The 17376-nt window shown below is 63.3% G+C and carries 17 protein-coding genes and 1 pseudogene; 14 read left to right on the plus strand and 4 right to left on the minus strand.

Features of this window, described 5'->3' with window-relative positions:
- Positions 1 to 50: 50 nt before the first annotated feature.
- The 4 genes from D9X30_RS21190 to D9X30_RS21205 all read left to right on the plus strand — a co-directional run bounded on the left by D9X30_RS21190 (position 51) and on the right by D9X30_RS21205 (position 3423).
- Positions 51 to 1058 (plus strand): Bug family tripartite tricarboxylate transporter substrate binding protein, encoded by a 1008-nt coding sequence (locus tag D9X30_RS21190; protein WP_153945909.1) that lies wholly within the window; start codon positions 51 to 53, stop codon positions 1056 to 1058.
- Positions 1059 to 1080: 22 nt separating this feature from the next.
- The gene (locus tag D9X30_RS21195) at positions 1081 to 2124 is read left to right on the plus strand and encodes an Ldh family oxidoreductase (RefSeq protein WP_153945908.1); all 1044 of its coding nucleotides are present in this window, start codon (positions 1081 to 1083) and stop codon (positions 2122 to 2124) included.
- Positions 2125 to 2880 (plus strand): ABC transporter substrate-binding protein, encoded by a 756-nt coding sequence (locus D9X30_RS21200; RefSeq protein WP_228770757.1) that lies wholly within the window; start codon positions 2125 to 2127, stop codon positions 2878 to 2880.
- Between the two features lie 198 nt (positions 2881 to 3078).
- Positions 3079 to 3423 carry a hypothetical protein gene (locus D9X30_RS21205; protein WP_153945907.1) on the plus strand — a complete coding sequence of 115 codons (345 nt, stop codon included), beginning with the start codon at positions 3079 to 3081 and terminating at the stop codon, positions 3421 to 3423.
- A 77-nt stretch (positions 3424 to 3500) separates the two neighbouring features.
- Here D9X30_RS21205 and D9X30_RS21210 read toward each other — a convergent pair whose 3' ends face one another.
- Positions 3501 to 4256 (minus strand): IclR family transcriptional regulator, encoded by a 756-nt coding sequence (locus tag D9X30_RS21210; protein WP_153945906.1) that lies wholly within the window; start codon positions 4254 to 4256, stop codon positions 3501 to 3503.
- 91 nt (positions 4257 to 4347) lie between these two features.
- On the opposite strand from D9X30_RS21210, the gene D9X30_RS21215 reads away from it, so the two are divergent.
- The 5 genes from D9X30_RS21215 (at position 4348) to D9X30_RS21235 (ending at position 9138) form a co-directional block, all read left to right on the plus strand.
- Positions 4348 to 5322, plus strand: a complete 975-nt coding sequence (locus tag D9X30_RS21215) for a Bug family tripartite tricarboxylate transporter substrate binding protein (protein ID WP_228770756.1) — start codon at positions 4348 to 4350, stop codon at positions 5320 to 5322.
- A 108-nt stretch (positions 5323 to 5430) separates the two neighbouring features.
- Positions 5431 to 6129: an RraA family protein gene (locus D9X30_RS21220; protein ID WP_153945904.1), complete on the plus strand. Its 699-nt coding sequence runs from the start codon at positions 5431 to 5433 to the stop codon at positions 6127 to 6129.
- The gene (locus D9X30_RS21225; protein ID WP_249641036.1) at positions 6126 to 7058 is read left to right on the plus strand and encodes an NAD(P)-dependent oxidoreductase; all 933 of its coding nucleotides are present in this window, start codon (positions 6126 to 6128) and stop codon (positions 7056 to 7058) included. The genes D9X30_RS21220 and D9X30_RS21225 overlap by 4 nt, the downstream gene beginning before the upstream one ends.
- Positions 7059 to 7067: 9 nt before the next feature.
- Positions 7068 to 8138 carry a cyclase family protein gene (locus D9X30_RS21230; RefSeq protein ID WP_153945903.1) on the plus strand — a complete coding sequence of 357 codons (1071 nt, stop codon included), beginning with the start codon at positions 7068 to 7070 and terminating at the stop codon, positions 8136 to 8138.
- A 34-nt stretch (positions 8139 to 8172) separates the two neighbouring features.
- Positions 8173 to 9138 carry a tripartite tricarboxylate transporter substrate binding protein gene (locus D9X30_RS21235; protein WP_153945902.1) on the plus strand — a complete coding sequence of 322 codons (966 nt, stop codon included), beginning with the start codon at positions 8173 to 8175 and terminating at the stop codon, positions 9136 to 9138.
- A 113-nt stretch (positions 9139 to 9251) separates the two neighbouring features.
- Here D9X30_RS21235 and D9X30_RS21240 read toward each other — a convergent pair.
- Positions 9252 to 9554: pseudogene (locus D9X30_RS21240) on the minus strand (molybdopterin cofactor-binding domain-containing protein); the annotation flags it as partial.
- Positions 9555 to 9712: 158 nt separating this feature from the next.
- Complete coding sequence (locus D9X30_RS21245) at positions 9713 to 10195, minus strand: MerR family transcriptional regulator (protein WP_153945901.1); 483 nt, start codon at positions 10193 to 10195, stop codon at positions 9713 to 9715.
- Positions 10196 to 10512: 317 nt separating this feature from the next.
- Between D9X30_RS21245 and D9X30_RS21250 the strand changes: the two genes are divergently transcribed.
- From D9X30_RS21250 to D9X30_RS21270, 5 genes are all read left to right on the plus strand, one after another.
- Positions 10513 to 11499, plus strand: a complete 987-nt coding sequence (locus D9X30_RS21250; RefSeq protein WP_153945900.1) for a FlaG family protein — start codon at positions 10513 to 10515, stop codon at positions 11497 to 11499.
- Between the two features lie 226 nt (positions 11500 to 11725).
- Complete coding sequence (locus tag D9X30_RS21255) at positions 11726 to 12376, plus strand: GbsR/MarR family transcriptional regulator (protein WP_153945899.1); 651 nt, start codon at positions 11726 to 11728, stop codon at positions 12374 to 12376.
- Between the two features lie 3 nt (positions 12377 to 12379).
- Positions 12380 to 13753: a cytochrome ubiquinol oxidase subunit I gene (locus tag D9X30_RS21260; RefSeq protein WP_249641037.1), complete on the plus strand. Its 1374-nt coding sequence runs from the start codon at positions 12380 to 12382 to the stop codon at positions 13751 to 13753.
- A complete protein-coding gene (locus D9X30_RS21265; protein WP_153945898.1) occupies positions 13750 to 14787 on the plus strand; it encodes a cytochrome d ubiquinol oxidase subunit II in 1038 nt (345 codons plus the stop codon). The genes D9X30_RS21260 and D9X30_RS21265 overlap by 4 nt, the downstream gene beginning before the upstream one ends.
- Before the next feature lie 146 nt (positions 14788 to 14933).
- Positions 14934 to 15812, plus strand: coding sequence for an oxygenase MpaB family protein (locus D9X30_RS21270; protein ID WP_228770755.1), 879 nt, complete (start codon positions 14934 to 14936; stop codon positions 15810 to 15812).
- Here the strand turns inward: D9X30_RS21270 and D9X30_RS21275 are convergent, their stop codons facing one another.
- Positions 15813 to 17363, minus strand: a complete 1551-nt coding sequence (locus D9X30_RS21275; RefSeq protein WP_153945896.1) for an MDR family MFS transporter — start codon at positions 17361 to 17363, stop codon at positions 15813 to 15815.
- Positions 17364 to 17376 lie beyond the last annotated feature (13 nt).

Genomic DNA, 17376 nt, shown 5'->3' on the forward strand with positions numbered 1-17376 from the left:
GTGCAGCACGGACAGCGACGTCATGCCGTCCTGAATGAGCAGGAGACAAAATGCCTAAACAAGTACGCGAGCCGGTACGCGGCATGTCGCGCCGTACCGCGCTCGCCGCCCTCGCGGTGCCGCTAGCCACTTTACTGATTCCCGCGCAAGCGCAGACCTGGACACCCGTCAGACCTATCCGGCTGATCGTCCCCTACGGCCCCGGCGGCAGTTCGGACGCCATTGCCCGCGTCATCGCGGCCGAAATGTCGAAGGGTCTCGGCCAACAGATCGTGGTGGACAACAAGGGTGGCGGCCAGGGTGTCATCGCGATGCAGGAAACCGCCCGTGCCGCGCCGGACGGCTACACCCTGGTTCTGGGCCACGTGGGCACGCTTGCCGTCAACCCGGCCATGATGCGCAAGCTTCCCTACGATGCCACGAAGGACTTCACGCCCGTGACGTTGCTCGCGAAGGTGCCAATGGTGTTCGCAGTGGGGCCTACCGTCCATAGCGAATCCATCAAGGCGTTCATCACGCAGGCCAAGGCGAAGCCTGGCGCGATGACCTACGGCTCAGCGGGCAACGGCAGCGCGGGCAATGTCGCCTTCGAGATGCTCAAGCAGACCGCACATATCGATCTTGTGCACGTGCCATACAAAGGCACCGGCGCCCAGATTACCGACTTGCTGGCCGGCAACATCGACGCCGCATCGGCCGGCCTGGCGGGCATCCTGCAACACGCCAAGGCAGGCAAGCTGCGCATCCTCGCGGTGGGATCGACAAAACGCCTTGCACCGATTCCCAACGTTCCCACGATTGCCGAAGAAGGCTACCCGGGATTCGAAAGTTCCCAGTGGTTCGGGCTGATGGCACCGGCAGGCACGCCGGCCCCGGTTGTCGGCCGTCTGCACGCCGAGGCCGTAAAGGCCCTTGCTACGCCACTGGTGCGACAACGCCTTGAAGAGGACGCGAGCACGCCTGTCGGCGCCGGCAGTGCCGAGTTCGCGGCATTCATTCGAACCGAGCAACAGCGCTGGGGCACCGTAGTCCGCAGCGCAGGCATTCAGGCCAACTAAAATCCCTCGGAGATTCTTCCGCATGCAACAAGATCGAATCACCCTATCCGAAGCCGAACTGCGCCAACTCGGAACGCGCGCGTTCCAGGGGCTGGGCCTCACGGAAGACGACGCCCGTGATGTCGTTGACATCCTCGTGCTGGCAGACCTTTTCGGGTTGAGTACCCATGGCCTGTCGCGCATTGAATCCTATGGCGAACGCCTGCTGTCCGGCGGTATCTCGGCACGTCCCGCCATCACCATCGAGCGCGCCGCACCGGCGCTGGTAAAGGTCGATGGCGGCAACGCCGTCGGTCCGCTCGCAGGCATGAAGGCACTGCGTTCCGCCATGGAGGTTGCCGGGCAATTCGGCATCGGCATGGCCTTCGTCCGGGGCAGCAATCACTTCGGGCCGGTTTCGCCCTACAGCTATATTGCGGCGGAAGCCGGATTCGCCAGCATGATCGGCAGCAACGCCACAACGACCATCGCGCCATGGGGCGGCAGCGATGCGCGCCTGGGCAACAGCCCGCTGGGCTTCGGCGTACCCGGGCACGACGGCCGCCACTTCCTGCTGGATATGGCAATGAGCGTGGCCGCGCGGGCCAAGATCCGCAATGCGCTCAAGGCAGGACAACCCATCCCGGATTCCTGGGCCACCGACGCGCAGGGACGACCGACCACCGACCCAAAAGCCGCGCTGGACGGCTTTCTGTTGCCTATCGGCGGGCACAAGGGCTATGGGCTCGCCCTGGTGGTCGATCTCTTCGCTGGGTTGCTCTCGGACGCGGCGTACCTCACGCACGTCAAGTCCTGGGTCGATGCACCCGACGAACCTCAGAACCTGGGCCATTTCTTCATCCTGATCGATACCCGGAAACTGGGCCCCACGCAGTGGCTGGCTGCACGCATGCAGGACTTTGCAGCCATTCTCCACGGCAGCGCGCCGGCCGATCCTGGCAGGCCGGTCATCGTTCCCGGGGAGATCGAGCTCGACAAGCTGACACGTCAGCGCGAAACGGGCATTGCCATGGACCCCGGCGTGAAGGCCCTGCTGGATCAACATGCGAACGCAAAGGCCACTTGAATGACGCACTCCGAAGGCACCATGATCGATGACAATGCACGGCGCGAGCTTGCGCCGAATGGAACCATTCGCGCGTCCATCAATGTTGGCAACCCCATCCTTGCGAACCTCGACGCCCAGGGAAATCCAGTCGGCGTTTCAGTAGACCTGGCCGGCGAGTTCGCCCGTCGCCTTGGCGTCCCGCTCGAACTTGTGGTGTTCGACGCTGCAGGAAAGTCGGTCGATGCAGTCACGGCCGAGCAGGCTGACTTCGGATTCTTTGCCGTCGATCCGGTCCGAGGGGCTGGCATTGCCTTTTCCGCACCCTATGTGCTTATCGAAGGCGCCTACCTGGTCAGGAACGACTCCCCGGTCAGGACGTGCGACGAAGTCGACCTTCCCGGACGCGGCGTTGTGGTGGGTAAAGGGAGCGCCTACGACCTGTATCTGACACGTACCTTGCGACATGCACACATTGTGCGCGCCCCAACATCTCCGTCCGTCGTGCAAACGTTCCTGGAACAGGGCGCCGACGTGGCCGCCGGAGTTCGACAGCAATTGGAAGCCGATGCCGCGCGCACGCCAGGCCTGAGGCTGCTCCCGGGCCGCTTCATGGTCATACAGCAGGCGATGGGCGTTCCCAAGGCCCGAAGCCCTGAAGCGGTGGCATTGCTACGGCGGTTCGTCGAGGAAATGAAGGCCTCCGGCTTCGTCTCGGACGCCCTCACCCGTCACGGAATCGAAGGTGCGTCTGTCGCGCCCATGACACCGCAGTGACTGTGAAAGGGCTCGCCCCAACGCGCCACCTGTGAGCGGCGATCCCGGGCCCCCAAAAAGACTGGCAGAGGTTCTATCCTTGGGAAAGGGGATGGCGGGCATGAAGCCATCCTCGCTGGATCTTGGTCAGGCAACGACACCGATGGCTGGCATCATGAAGCTCATTCACGCGCTGACGCGCTGACCGCGGTGTGCTTTATGTTGGCCGGCTGTGTTTCAACCGGCGTCGACATACGGCCGGAGCAGTTGTCGAACTTCCTGCTTGGCTTCTCCACCATCGACGATGTGACCAACCAGCTTGGCACACCCTCATCCCAGGTCACGCTCAAGACGGGGTCAACCATCCTGGTTTATTCCTTCGCCACATCCCATCCCCACGCTGAGAGTTTTATCCCGTTCATTGGCCCGCTCTTTTCCGGAGGCGAAATCCGGTCGTCGACCGTCTTGCTCGAATTTGACGAGAACGGCATTCTCAGAAGTGAACGCCGAACCACGTCGAGCGGGACGTCCGGCCTGACTGTATTGCCCGCCACTGCAATGTAGTTTGGCTTCATCCGGCGACTCACCACCTGGCTCTCATCAGGTAATCACAGCAGTGGCTCAGAATCGCCCTTTCGAGATCACGGATGCCATGTCGTAGGGCGGACGCTCGGGTCCCGGGAGCCGGAAATTGCATAGGACACTTCCTTTCCCGCTGCCAGCAACAGATCAACATACTCGGCCAGCTTTTCGCGCGTCAGCCGGCTAATGGGCCCGGAGATGCAAAGAGCCCCGGCCAACGTCCAGTGGATTCCAAACACCGGGACCGCCAGGCTCGAAACTTCAGGCTCCCGTTCGCCCATTGAAATGAAATAACCATCCCTGCGGATGGTCTCGTATGGCTCGCCGCTTTCGCCTGCGAACGCCCGCAACACTCTGCCCGGCGCCCCGGTGAGAGGAAGCCGTTCCCCCACGCGCACGTGGTGCCGCACCGCGCCCGGTCCTTCCACTCGCACCAGGCAGGCCCGAGTGTCTCCTTCCCGGACATAAAAGGCCGCGCTTTCGCGTGTTTCGTAGCTGATTCGCCTGAGCACCGGCTCCACCGTTTCATTCACGCGAAATGCAGCCTGATAGCGCGCACCCAGCCACCCTGCGGCAGCGCCGAGGCGCCATTGGCCATCTTCGCGTTGGACCAGGTACTCACTTTGCGCAAGCGTCCGCGCCGTGCGCAGAACGGTCGATTTGCCCATCCCGACTCGTCGGCTCAACTCCGACAGGGTCAACGAAGCGTCATCGGCGGAGAACGCCTCCAGAATTTGCAAGGCGCGCGTGACCGCGATGATTGTGTCTTTATCGGCACCCTCGGGGGCTTGGGCAGGCTGAGCATTCCGTTTCATGGCACATGTTCCGCTATGGACAACGCGATTGTATAGCACGGAACAGAAATCTATAGTCGAGGCACAAATACAAGTTCGACTGGAGACACCCTTGAACATCATCCTTCGCGTTCTCGCGGCATGCGCCATTGCCGCAGTGCCTGGCCTTCCTGCATACGCCGCAGACACCTATCCGACCAAGCCCATTCGCCTCATCGTTCCCTTCCCACCGGGGGGCGCGCCGGATACCTTCTCGCGCGAGATCGCCCAACAACTTAGCCCGGACCTGAAGTGGACCATCATCGTCGACAACAAGCCAGGGGCTGGCGGCAACCTCGGCGTCGAAGCTGCGGCCAAAGCATCGCCTGACGGCTACACGCTGGTATTCGGCCAGACCAGCAATCTTGCTATCAACCCGTCGCTGTACAAGAAGCTGCCGTATGACCCGACGAAAGATCTGACGCCTATCGGCTTGATTGCCTCCGCACCGCTCGCGATTGTTACCAACAACAGTTCACCGTACAAGAATCTGACCGACGTGCTTGCCGCCGCAAAAGCCAAGCCAGGCACGGTCACGTTCGGCACGCCGGGCAACGGTACGGTCGCCCACCTCGCCATGGAACTCCTGCAAAAGCAGGCCGGTGTGAAGATGCAGCACATTCCATACAAGGGTGCATCGCAGGCTCTCACTGACGTTCTGAGTGGCCAGGTAGAAATCTATATTGGCTCCGTCCCGACGGTGATGGGTCAAATCAAGATGGGCAAGTTGCGCGGAATCGCCGTGACCTCTGCGAAGCGATCGCCGCAACTGCCGAACACGCCGACCGTAGCGGAAGCCGGCGTAAAGCAATTCGACGCGGACACATGGTTCGGTCTGCTTGCACCCGCCGGCACCCCGGCACCCATCGTCGCGAGACTCAACGCTGAATTGAATCGCGTACTCCAGGTCCCGGCCGTGCGTTCCAAGATCGAGGCGGAAGGCGGACAGGTCCTGGGCGGTAGTAGCTCGGCGTTTGCCGGCCTATTGCAAAAGGATCTTGCTCGCTGGCGAGTCGTGGTCAGCGACTCGGGCGCGACCATCGATTAACGCATCGGCGCGCGCCCGCGCGCCGGATTCCACTTTCGCAGTTTCACGATCCGTCAGTTGCCTTGCCAACTGCGCGGCTGGCTTCACTCGTACACTTTAGGAGCAACTATGTCGCCCACCCAGCAACTTCCTGATGTCATCCGTGATTTCGAACGCGTTTCGTCCGACATCGTCAGGCAGGCGTCCGAGTTCGCGTCTTCGATCTTCGCCGATGTCGCGGGCCGCCGCGGCGGCCTGCACGGACGGATCGCACCACTGAGCCAAAAGAGCAAGTTCTGCGGTCCGGCTGTCACCGTGGAAGTTCGCCCCGGGGATAACCTCATGATTCACGCCGCGATGGCACTGGCCAAGCCTGGCGACGTCATCATCGTTGACGGCAAAGGCGACCAAAACAGCGCGCTGATGGGCGCAATCATGGTCAATCAGTGCATTGCTCTTGGTGTGGCGGCCGTCGTTCTCGACGCCGCTGCGCGGGATGCCGAAGAGATCATCGAGACGGGCTTTCCCATGTACTCCGTAGGGCTGAATCCCAACGGGCCCACCAAGTTCGTACCCGGCCGCGTCAATCATCCGATTCAATGTGGCGGGGTTACGGTGCGCCCGGGCGACCTCGTCATCGGCGATGCGGACGGCGTGGTCGTCATCGAACGCGAAAAGGCGCCGTCTCTGATCGAGGAGGCTGCAAAGAAGGTAGCGGCGGAGCGCAAACGCATCGAAGGTATCAAGTCTGGCGAAGCACTGCGACCGTCCTGGCTGGACGATGCCCTGCGTGCCGCCGGTGTCCTGAAGGCTGGAGAAACGCTGTGAGTACGCCAGCCAAGCCCGTCATCGTTGTGACCGCGGCGAACATTGCGCCACAGGCGGTCGCGCTGCTGTCCGACTTCGAACTGGTCTATGCAGGAAAAGCGGCAACCGAAGAAGAAACCGCAGCACTTTGCCGCCGATACGCGCCTGTGGCGATCATCGTCCGCACGAGCAAGGTGGGCGCCATGGCGCTCGATGCGGCGCCGTCGATCCGCGTCCTGTCGAAGCACGGAAGTGGCATCGACAACATCGACCAGGAAGCAGCGAAGGCGCGCGGCGTCAAAGTGGTGGCTGCGGCAGGCGCAAATGCGGCGGCAGTGGCCGAGCAGGCACTGGCGCTAATGCTGGCTTGCGCGAAATCGGTGGTGACGCTGGACCAGCGAACACGCAATGGCCATTGGGACAAATCGACGCACCAAAGTCTCGAACTGCAGGGGCGCACGCTCGGCCTCGTCGGCCTGGGTGCGATCGGCCGGCGCTTCGCGCGGATCGCCTGTGCCATGGATATGAAGGTGATCGGATATGACCCTTATGCCGCCGATCTGCCGACGAGCATCGAGCCCGTCAGCCTGGACGCGATCTGGGAAACCTCGGATGTCATCTCGTTCCACTGCCCCCTGACGGCCGACAATCGCGGCCTGCTCAACGAGGCCAGCCTGTCCCGATGCAAGGACGGCGTGATCATCGTCAATACCGCACGCGGCGGGCTCATCGACGAAGCGGCACTTCTGGCAGCCGTTGGAAGCGGAAAAGTGGCTGCAGCAGGCCTGGATTCGTTGCAGCAAGAGCCGCCACCTGCCGATCATCCCTTCTTCAGAAACAGCAAGTTCATCCTCAGTCCGCACATCGGCGGCGTCACCAGCGATGCCTTCGTCAACATGGGCGTCGCCGCTGCGAAGAACGTGCTGGCCGAACTTGCGAAGCTGCAGTAAGGAGCCGACATGAGTGAAGCACCAAGGCGGTGGCAGCGTAAGCCGGACGGCAGCAATTGGGGCGAGTTTGGGCCAAACGATCAGCGTGGACGCATGAACCTCGTGGATCGTGCCAAGGTACTGCAAGGCGTCGCGGAAGTACGCGAAGGCATTACGTTTTGCCTTTCGCTTCCCCTCGATTACCCCGGCGGCCAAACCATGAACGTGCGTCGGCAGCCACCGCGGCGATTCGCCGTCGTTCGGGATGGGAAGAGCGCCGGGCAGCAGGGCTTCTGCTGGTCGTACCGTTCCGAGGACCCCGATCTGACGGACGTGGTCAATGACGATGTCGTGCTCATGAGCCTGCAATATTCCACGCAGTGGGACAGCCTGGCACACGTGGGCAGTCATTTCGATGCCGACGGTGACGGCAGCGACGAAGCTGTCTTCTACAACGGCTTCCGGGCCGGCGAGGACATCAGAGCCGGTGTCGAGACGCAAGCCCCCGAGGCATGGGCAAGATACGAGAACCCGGAAGCCGGCGCGTTGAGTATTGCCGTGCTTGCCGAGCACGGCGCGCAAGGTCGTGGCGTCATGATCGACATCGAGCGCCACATTGGCCGCAAACGACAAGCCGTCGGCTACGACCACCTCATGCGCATTCTGGAAGCCGATAACGTAACGGTCGAGCCGGGCGATATGGTCTGTCTCCATACCGGGTTCGCCGACACTTTGCTGTCGATGAACAAGTCGCCAGACCTCAAGGTACTTCACGAATCCGGCACCGGATTGGACGGCTACGACGCGAAGGTGCTCAATTGGATCACCGACTCGCGCCTGGCGTGCCTGCTGGCAGACAATCCCGCCGTGGAACTGGTTGTGCCGAAACCGCTGACGCCTTCGCCCATTCGCGGGCCACGACTGCCGCTGCATGAACATTGCCTGTTCAAGAATGGCATCCACCTGGGCGAGCTTTGGCATTTGACACCGTTGGCATACTGGCTGCGCGAGAACAAACGTAGCCGCTTCCTGCTGACCGCGCCGCCTCTGCGCCTTCCCGGTGCCGTCGGATCGCCCGCGACGCCGATCGCAACCGTCTAAACCATAACGACAGCTACACCTTCTGGAGACAAGAATGTTCAAGCCCGTTACCGGATCCATTGCCAGCCTCGCACTGCTGTGCGCGGCCACCTGTGCCAGCGCCGCCTATCCCGATCATCCAATTCGCCTCGTCGTTCCCTATCCGGCAGGCGGCGCGGCCGATACGGTCGCCCGCATTGTCGCCGCACCTCTGGGCACCAAGCTGGGCCAGACCATCGTTGTCGACAACCGCCCCGGCGCAAGCGGTGTGATCGGTGCGGGCGCTGTCGCCAAGGCCGCGCCGGACGGTTACACCCTGCTGCTCGACGCCACCGCTTTTTCGGTCAACCCCAGCCTGCAACCGAAGCTTCCCTACGATACCGCGAAGGACTTTGCTCCCATCTCACTCGTGGTACGCGTGCCTAACCTCCTGGTGGTGCCACCGAACTCTCCGTTCAATTCGCCCAAGGATATCGTGGCGCGCGCGAAGGCGACGCCTGGAAAACTCACCTATGCGTCGGCGGGTTCGGGCACCGCACAGCACCTGGCGGCAGAACTGTTCCGTCAACAGTCCGGGCTGAATATGCTGCACGTACCCTACAAGGGCGGTGCACCAGCGTTGAGCGACCTGATGGGCGGCCAGGTCGACATGATGTTCAGCAACATGGCAGCGTCTTACCCACTGGTCTCCGGCAAGAAGTTGAAGGTACTGGCGACCACAGGCGCGAAGCGGTCTCCCGCACTGCCAGATGTCCCTACCATCGCCGAATCGGGGCTGCCGGGCTACCAGGTGTATGAGTGGAACGGCTTGTTCGCGCCCGCTGGCACCTCCGCGGAGATCATCGACAAGATCAACAAGGCAACCATCGAGGTCTTGACACAGCCCGCCGTCAAGGAACGTCTCGCGGCGATCGGCGCGGAAGCTTCTGGCGATAAGCCCCAGGAATTCCGGAAGTTCCTGGATGCCGAGCGCGAGAAATGGGCGACAGTCATTAAGCAGGGCAATATTCGCCCGGAATGACGTCGGGTCTGGAGCGCGTACTGCGCGAAATGCCGATGGCCGCCACCTCGGTCGCCACGGCCATTGGCATGGCCGTGGCAAACGTCCGTGAAGGGTCGCGATAGCCCGCTGCCTTACACCATTGGCAGTTGCCGAACTGGCTTGCCAGTGAGCTGGGCGACGGCATGTGCCACGGCGGGCGCGATCGGCGGCACGGCCACTTCACCGACGCCGCTGGGTTCGGCCGTGCTCGGCACAATGTGGGTCTCGATCAAGGGTGTCTCCGCCATCTTGATCATCGGATAGTCGGTGAAGTTGGTCTGCAGGATCTGTCCGTCCTTGATCTGAATGTGGCTGTACAGTGCGGCCGTCAGCCCGAAGATAATCCCGCTTTCCATCTGCTGGGCAACGACACCCGGATTGACCACCGTGCCGCATAACAGGGGGGTGGCCGGGTCGCATTCGACGCTGACCGGCCTGTGGTTGACGTCCAGATTCATGTATTGCTTCCTTGCCCTGGTCCAGGGGTCTGATGACATTCCGCCATTCAGCCGGCGGTCGCGTGGACGTGTGATGACCGGTTATCGCCTGTCCACTACGTGGGTTCTTCCCGCCGGCGCCGGCTTGCCTTTCGAAACATGGCGACGTCGTCGGGTGCCAGGCTCGAGCCTTCCATTTCCCCGGATCGGATGTGCGACAGCACCGGCTTCGCGTTGGTAGCGCAGTCGATTCCCGCTGGCTTGCCCTCGATATCAGCCAGCAGGGCATGAATGTGCGCCTTGCTCTGAGCGAGCCGCGCCTCCATTGCCTCGATGTCACGCACCTTGTTGCGCAGCGTTTCGACCAGCGACCCATGCTGCCATTCCGCCAGATCGGGAGGCAGCAGCGCGCGAATCTCGTCGAGCGTGAAGCCTGCCTGCTGCGCGCTGGCGATCAGGTTGAGCAGCAGCACGGCTTGGGATGGATAGCTTCGGTAGCCGTTCGCCTGACGCTCGACCTTCAGGAGACCGATGCCCTCGTAGAAGCGGATTCGCGATGGGGCGAGGCCGGTCCGCTTTGCCAGTTCTCCGATCTTCATGTCTTTCACACCCCTCGCGCAGAGTTGGTGGGGCCAAACCGGCTCCCAATGTCGCTGACCATTCCCCATGGCTGAATACGTTGAAACTGCCTTCAGTCCGAACTCTAAGGTTCAACGGAACTTGAAGGTCAAGCATCCGTCAGGCACCCGCACCGAGAACACGCTCCTAATAGCGGCTATTCGTTCACATATTAACCTGGAGGCACGAGAACTCCAGCCTCCCGTGGCAGTCCGCTGTCAGCCAAAAATGATGTTGACATTAAAGCTGACTTCAAACTTAGAGTCGACGCACGATCCAATTACCACTACCCAACCACATGAAGATCCGAAAACTGGCGGCGGCTACCGGTGTACTTCTGAGCGCCAATTTGAGCCCTGTCTGGGCCGATGGCGCATCGGATATCCGGCACACAGAGAGCACAACCATCGATATCGGCGGCCATGAGGTCCCTGTCGTAAAAGGCGGGCTGTATGACCGCTATCGCTCCAATCCTCCTCTTTCCGTCATTGAGGCGGAAGCCCCGGACGTTGACCTGAGCTGGTTCAAGGAACTCAAGAAGGAGAAGGTGGATATTGGCTTCGAATCCTATTCGCCAAATTTCTACTACAAGAACAGTAGGGTGACGATCATCTTCACCGCCGACTTGTACAGGTTGCGGGAATTGATGCCGGCGGACGTGCTCGAGAAGGTGCAACCGCTTCAGATCTGGCCCGGCCGCGACCTTGTCGCGCTCACCGCCTACGCCTACCACTTTTGCGATAACGACGCTTACAACGAGATGGGTCTCTCGGTCCTCACGAATGGGCCGGCCACTTCCAACCTGGGACCACTCACGTTGATAAGTCAGGCGATGTCCGGCGACTTCTGGGGCTACGTACTGAAGCTTCCTGTCAACACGGAGCTGGCGAGGGTACGCGGTGTTGTCGGCTATAACCTGCCCAAATGGCTGACAGGCATTAACTACCGCGAGACCGAGAAGTCAGTCATCGTCAAGATCCTCGACAACGAAACGGGCAAAGTCGATGTCACCATCGACGCGGAAAAGCTGGGCGATCTCTCGAGCAAGATCTCGATGGTGACCCATCGCTTTACAAACGTGGATCAGCAAGGGAAATTGACCACCGGTATTGCAACTTCCCGGCAGCTCAGCTATGCCTCCACCACAAATGCGGACACGGTGAGCCTCGGCTTGACTGAAGGAAGCCTGTCGACATTCATCAAGTCCTTGAAGCTCGGCAAGATGCTCAAGTACGAGTACGTCCCGGAATTCCAAAGCGCCCTGTACTCGCCCAAGCCGCTTTGATGGAAGTTCTAGTGTCGAGTTGACACCGGTGGCATCTTACGGGCAGTCCTTTGGGCCACCGCTTTATCGCATCCTCGTCCGCGGCGGACAGTGATCTCCAATGACCACTTCAGGTTCATCCGCGGCACTGCGACACCCCGCCACACCCCTCCACCCCATCCGCCCCGCGCACGTTTCTAAGTTTTGTTCTAAACTTTCACAAATTTTTGAAAATTCAAAACAGACAATGCAGCTCTCGCCCCTGGTCCAGCGATTTGTCCTCCACTTCGGTGAGATGGGCAGCCGCTGGGGGATCAACCGTACGGTTGGTCAGATCTATGCCCTCCTCTTTACCGCCGCGCGGCCGCTGAATGCGGACGAGATCGCGGAATCACTTGGATTTTCGCGCTCCAATGTCAGCATCGGGCTCAAGGAACTGGAATCCTGGAACCTGGTGAGGCTGTCGCACCAGCCCGGCGACCGCCGCGAGTATTTCTCCGCGCCCGACGATGTCTGGGCGATCTTCCGCACGCTGGCCGAGGAACGTCGCCGGCGCGAGATCGATCCCACGTTGTCGATGCTGCGCGAAGTCCAGCTGGAAACGCCGCTGTCCGACGAAGACCGGCACGCCCAGGCCCGCATGAAGGAGATGTACGGGCTGATCCTGCTGGTCACGACATGGTTCGGCGACATGCAGAAGCTCGATGTCGCCACCCTCGAAAAGCTGATGCGCCTGGGCTCGCGCGTCACGAAGCTGCTGGACGTCAAGGACCGGCTGACCTCTGCCATCGGCATGGGCGGCGCCGCGAAAGACAAGACTGCCAAGGCCGACAAGGCCCCGGCGAAGTCCGCCAGCAGCAAGCCCCCCGCAAAGTCTGCCCGCCCCCGCAAGGAGTAACCCGTGTTTGCAAGTGTCGATCCGGTCATACTGGCGCGCATCCAGTTCGCCGCGAATATCACGTTCCACATCCTGTTTCCCACCATCAGCATCTCGCTGGGGTGGGTGCTGCTGTTCTTCAAGCTGCGCTACAACAAGACCGGCGATGAAAGCTGGATGGACGCCTACCGCGTCTGGGTCAAGATCTTCGCGCTGACCTTCGCGCTGGGCGTGGTCAGCGGCATCACCATGAGCTTCCAGTTCGGCACCAACTGGCCCGGCTACATGGAAACCGTGGGCAACATCGCCGGCCCGTTGCTGGCCTACGAAGTGCTGACCGCGTTCTTCCTCGAAGCCACCTTCCTCGGCATCATGCTGTTCGGCATGCGGCGCGTGGGCAATCGCATGCACACCATCGCCACGCTGCTGGTGGCCGGCGGCACCACGCTGTCGGCGTTCTGGATCCTGGCGCTGAACTCGTGGATGCAAACCCCGGCCGGCTTCGAGATGATCGACGGCCGCGCGCATGTCACCAGCTGGCTCCAGGTCATCTTCAACCCGTCGTTCCCCTACCGGCTCGTGCACATGCTGCTGGCGTCGGGCCTGACCGTGGCCTTCCTGCTGGCCGGCATCTCGGCCTATCGCTGGCTGCGCCACGACCGCAGCCGCGAAGTCATGCATTCGCTGTGCACCGGCGTGACGCTGGCGGCGTTGCTGATTCCGCTGCAGATCGTGGTCGGCGACCTGCACGGCCTGAACACGCTGCATCACCAGCCGGCCAAGATCGCGGCGATGGAAGGAATCTGGAAGACCGAAAAGGGCGCGCCGGCCGTGCTGTTCGGCCTGCCCAATGCGACCACGCAGTCGAATGACTTCGAGATCGCGATTCCAAAACTCGCGTCGATCTACCTGACCCACAAGGCCGACGGCGAGATCAAGGGCATCGACGCCTTTGCCGATCGGCATCCGCCCGTGGCACCGCTGTTCTTCGCCTTCCGCATCATGGTAGGGGTTGGCCTGCTGATGCTGGCCGTGTCGTGGCTGGGCACCTGGCAGATCCGCCGGCAGGGCGCGCCGTCACCGTGGCTGGCACGCGTGCTGGTGGCGATGACGTTTTCTGGCTGGATCGCGCTGGTGGCGGGCTGGTATGTGACCGAGATCGGCCGGCAGCCTTATCTGGTCTATGGCGTGCTGACCACCGCCCAGGCCGCCTCGAAGGTGCCCGCCGCCATGATCGGCAGCACCCTCGCCATGTACCTGTCGCTGTATCTGGCGCTGATCGTGGCCTACATATCGGTGGTTTTCCACCTGGCCCGCAAGGCGGGCAAGTCCGCCGCGTCCAGCCCCACCGAGGGCACGCCGCAACCCGTCATCGACCAACCCAGGAGCGCGCAATGAACCCGGCCACGATTCACGACCTGACCCAGCCGGCCGGCTGGCTGCCGCTGGTGTTCCTGGCGCTGATGGGCCTGTCGATGCTGATCTACGTGATCCTCGACGGCTACGACCTGGGCGTGGGCGTGCTGCTGCGCCGCGCCGACGATGCCGACAAGGACACCATGATCGCGTCGATCGGCCCGTTCTGGGATGCCAACGAAACCTGGCTGGTGCTCGGCGTGGGGCTGCTGTTGACGGCGTTCCCGCTGGCCCACGGCGTCATCCTGACCAACCTGTACCTGCCCGTGGCGTTGATGCTGGCCGGACTGATCATCCGCGGCGTGGCGTTCGACTTCCGCGTCAAGGCGCGCGATCCGCACAAGCCGTGGTGGAACTTCGCGTTCTATGCTGGCTCGCTGCTGGCCAGCTTCTCGCAGGGGCTGATGCTGGGCCTCTATATCACCGGCTTCCGCTACGACCTGCCCAACCTGCTGTTCGCCGTGGCCGTGGGGCTTTGCCTGGTGGCCGGCTACTGCCTGCTGGGCGCCACGTGGCTGATCATGAAGACCACGGGCAGCCTGCAGTTGCGTGCCATCTACTGGGCGCGGCGCAGCCTGTGGCTGACGGCGGCCGGCGTGGCGGCGATCTCGGTGGTCACGCCGATGGTCAGCACGCGCATCTTCGACAAGTGGTTTGCGCTGCCGAACATCATCATGCTGGCGCCGATCCCGTTGCTGACGATGGGCCTGTTCGTGGTAATCGAGCGGTTCCTGCGCCGCATGCGCAACCTGCAGGCCAACGGCAGCGACCGCTGGTGCTGGCTGCCGTTCGCCGGGACGGCGGTGATCTTCCTGCTGGCATTCAACGGCCTGGCCTACAGCCTCTTTCCGTACCTCGTGGTCGATCGCATCGACATCTGGCAGGCGGCCAGCGCGCCGGAATCGCTGATGGTCATCCTGCTAGGCGCCGCGGTGGTGCTGCCGACGATCATGGGCTATACGGTCTACGCGTACCGCGTGTTCTGGGGCAAGGCCACCGACCTTCGCTACGACTGAGGCCACCGCGCCGCCATCGGCCGTGGCGGCACGGCGGGTGTATGCTGGCGACAGCCAGACAACACCCGCCATTTTCGTTCCGCACCTTGTCCGCCTCGCCCGACCCCACCCACCGTGCGCCCGCGGGCGCTGTTACCGGCCCGCTCATGCGTCGCCTGCGCAGCCACGCCGGCAATCAGGTTCGCGCGCTCACGCGCAGCAATTCCGGGCTGACCCTCGACTACGACAATCCGCCCGGCGATCCCGGCCTGTTCGGTCCGGACGCTGTCTGCTGGCGCGTGCATGCCGATTTCCCGGCGATGCTGGCCGGCGGCGTCAGCGCGCTGTTGTTGCAGGCGCTACACCCGCGCGCGCTGGCCGGCGTGTGGGACCACTCCAGCTTCCGCACCGACATGCAGGGCCGCCTGGGGCGCACCGCGCAGTTCATCGCCGGCACCACGTACGGCAGCCGGGCCGACGCGACGCTGCTGATCGAACGGGTAAAGCGCATCCATGCGTCGATCCAGGGCACGGCACCCGATGGCCAGCCCTACGCCGCCGACGACCCCGACCTGCTGACGTGGGTGCACGTGGCCGAGGTGTCGAGCTTCATGGCCGGATACCTGCGCTACGTGGGGCCGCTGTCCGTGGCCGAGCAGGATCGGTATTTCGCGGAAGAGGCGACCGTCGCGGCGTTGCTGGGCGCACCGGACGTGCCGCGCTCGCGCGCCGGGGTCGATGCCTATCTGGAAGCCCAGCGTCCCGGTCTGGTGAACAGCGACCGGACAAAGGAAGTGGTCCGGCTGATCATGGCGATGCCGGTGGCCAACCCGCTGCTGGTGCCAGCCGTGCGAACCATGGCCGATGCCGGCGTGGCCCTGCTGCCACCCTGGGCGCGCCAGATGCTTGGTCTGCACCGCCCTTCGCTGCGCCGCTCGCTGGCACTTGCCGGCATGCGCGGGCTGGCGCCCACGCTGCGCTGGGCGCTGGGGCCTGGTCTGGCGGCACGTGCCAGACGGCGGGTACAGGCGCGGCCCGCCGCCTGATTACTCCGCTGTAGCCGCCGCCTTGGCTGCGGCGGCGGGGCTGCCACGCAGCGTCGTTTCCTTCAGGCGGGCCACGAAGAACGGCGCGATCAACGAGACCGCCGCGCTCATCAGGAACAGCACGCGGAACGCACGCTCGGCCGCCACACGCACGGCGGCGGCATCGCCGTGGTCGCCGCCGGACATCGCCCGACGGAACATGCTCATCAGCACATCCTCGCCGCCGCGCATGTCCGACACCGCCACGCCGCTATGGCGCAGCAGCGCGATCAGCACCGTGGTAAGCACGGCCACGCCGACAGCGCCGCCCAGCAGCCGCGAAAACGCTGTCAGCGCCGTGGCGATCCCCACCTGCTGGGGCGGCACGGCGTTCTGCGTCGCTACCAGCCCGCTGGGCAGCTGCAGGCCGATCGACAGGCCCAGTACGATCATTACCAGCGCCGCCAGCGTCACCGATTGCGGTGGCGTGAATGCCAGCGCCACGATGGCCACGGGCGCCACCAGGCAGCCCGTCATCTGCAGCGGCTTGTAGCGGCCGCTCCACGACATCAGCCGGCCCGAGACATACGCGCCGAACGGAATGGCCAGCGTCAGCGGCACCAGCCGCAGCGCGGCGGTGTCCGCAGCCGCACCGCCCACCACCTGAAAGCGCAGCGGCAACAGCACCGACATCGCGATCAGCTGGAAGAAGCACAGGAACAGCGTCAGGCAGCAGATGGCCACGGTGGGCACGCCCAGCATGGCAAGCGGAATCACTGGATCGGTGGCGCGGCGCTCCTGCCACACGAACACCACCATGCCGATCAGGCCCGCCGCCAGCAGGCCGATCGTTTGCGGTTCCAGCGGCGAATGGCCCTGCCCCAGACGGGTCAGGAACACCAGCACGCCGGACAGGCCGCCGCCGAACAGCAACGCGCCCAGGTAGTCGATCTTGTGCTTGCGGCCGCTCACGGGCAGATGGCGCAGCGCGCGGCGCACCACCACCAGCGCGATCAGGGCCAGCGGGATGTTGATCCAGAAAATCCAGCGCCACGACAGGAAGTGCGCCAGGTAGCCGCCGATCACCGGCCCCGCCATGCTGGCCACGGCCCACACGCCGCTGACATAGCCCTGGTACTTGCCGCGTTCGCGCAGCGGTACCACGTCGGCGATGGTAGCCTGCGACACCGAAATCAGCCCGCCGCCGCCCAGGCCCTGCAGGATGCGCGCGACGATCAGCATCGGCATGGTCGTGGCGAGCGCACAGGCGATCGACGCCAGCAGGAACAGGATGATCGAGAACGTCAGCACCGAGCGGCGCCCCAGCACATCGGACAGCTTGCCGTAGATCGGCGTCACCACCGTCGACGCCACCAGATAGGCCGAAATCACCCAGGCCATGTCCTCGAAACCATTGAGCTGCAGCGCGATGTCGGGCAGCACCACGGCCACGATCGACTGTTCGAGCGCGCCGAGCAGGATGGCCAGCATCAGGCCAAAGATGACCTGCATGACCGGGACGTCAGCCGGAGGAGCGTCGGGGGAAAGCCGGGATGAGGGCGCTGCGGACATGGTGTGGCCTGGC

This window comes from Cupriavidus sp. U2, assembly GCF_009663685.2.
Lineage (GTDB): Bacteria > Pseudomonadota > Gammaproteobacteria > Burkholderiales > Burkholderiaceae > Cupriavidus > Cupriavidus necator_C.

Excerpts from the sequence above, each read along its gene's own strand:
- D9X30_RS21190 (WP_153945909.1), top strand. The coding sequence starts at position 51 with ATGCCTAAACAAGTACGCGAGCCGGTACGCGGCATGTCGCGCCGTACC.
- D9X30_RS21195 (WP_153945908.1), top strand. The coding sequence starts at position 1,081 with ATGCAACAAGATCGAATCACCCTATCCGAAGCCGAACTGCGCCAACTC.
- D9X30_RS21200 (WP_228770757.1), top strand. The coding sequence starts at position 2,125 with ATGACGCACTCCGAAGGCACCATGATCGATGACAATGCACGGCGCGAG.
- D9X30_RS21205 (WP_153945907.1), top strand. The coding sequence starts at position 3,079 with ATGTTGGCCGGCTGTGTTTCAACCGGCGTCGACATACGGCCGGAGCAG.
- D9X30_RS21210 (WP_153945906.1), bottom strand. The coding sequence starts at position 4,256 with ATGAAACGGAATGCTCAGCCTGCCCAAGCCCCCGAGGGTGCCGATAAA.
- D9X30_RS21220 (WP_153945904.1), top strand. The coding sequence starts at position 5,431 with ATGTCGCCCACCCAGCAACTTCCTGATGTCATCCGTGATTTCGAACGC.
- D9X30_RS21230 (WP_153945903.1), top strand. The coding sequence starts at position 7,068 with ATGAGTGAAGCACCAAGGCGGTGGCAGCGTAAGCCGGACGGCAGCAAT.
- D9X30_RS21235 (WP_153945902.1), top strand. The coding sequence starts at position 8,173 with ATGTTCAAGCCCGTTACCGGATCCATTGCCAGCCTCGCACTGCTGTGC.
- D9X30_RS21245 (WP_153945901.1), bottom strand. The coding sequence starts at position 10,195 with ATGAAGATCGGAGAACTGGCAAAGCGGACCGGCCTCGCCCCATCGCGA.
- D9X30_RS21250 (WP_153945900.1), top strand. The coding sequence starts at position 10,513 with ATGAAGATCCGAAAACTGGCGGCGGCTACCGGTGTACTTCTGAGCGCC.
- D9X30_RS21255 (WP_153945899.1), top strand. The coding sequence starts at position 11,726 with ATGCAGCTCTCGCCCCTGGTCCAGCGATTTGTCCTCCACTTCGGTGAG.
- D9X30_RS21265 (WP_153945898.1), top strand. The coding sequence starts at position 13,750 with ATGAACCCGGCCACGATTCACGACCTGACCCAGCCGGCCGGCTGGCTG.
- D9X30_RS21270 (WP_228770755.1), top strand. The coding sequence starts at position 14,934 with ATGCGTCGCCTGCGCAGCCACGCCGGCAATCAGGTTCGCGCGCTCACG.
- D9X30_RS21275 (WP_153945896.1), bottom strand. The coding sequence starts at position 17,363 with ATGTCCGCAGCGCCCTCATCCCGGCTTTCCCCCGACGCTCCTCCGGCT.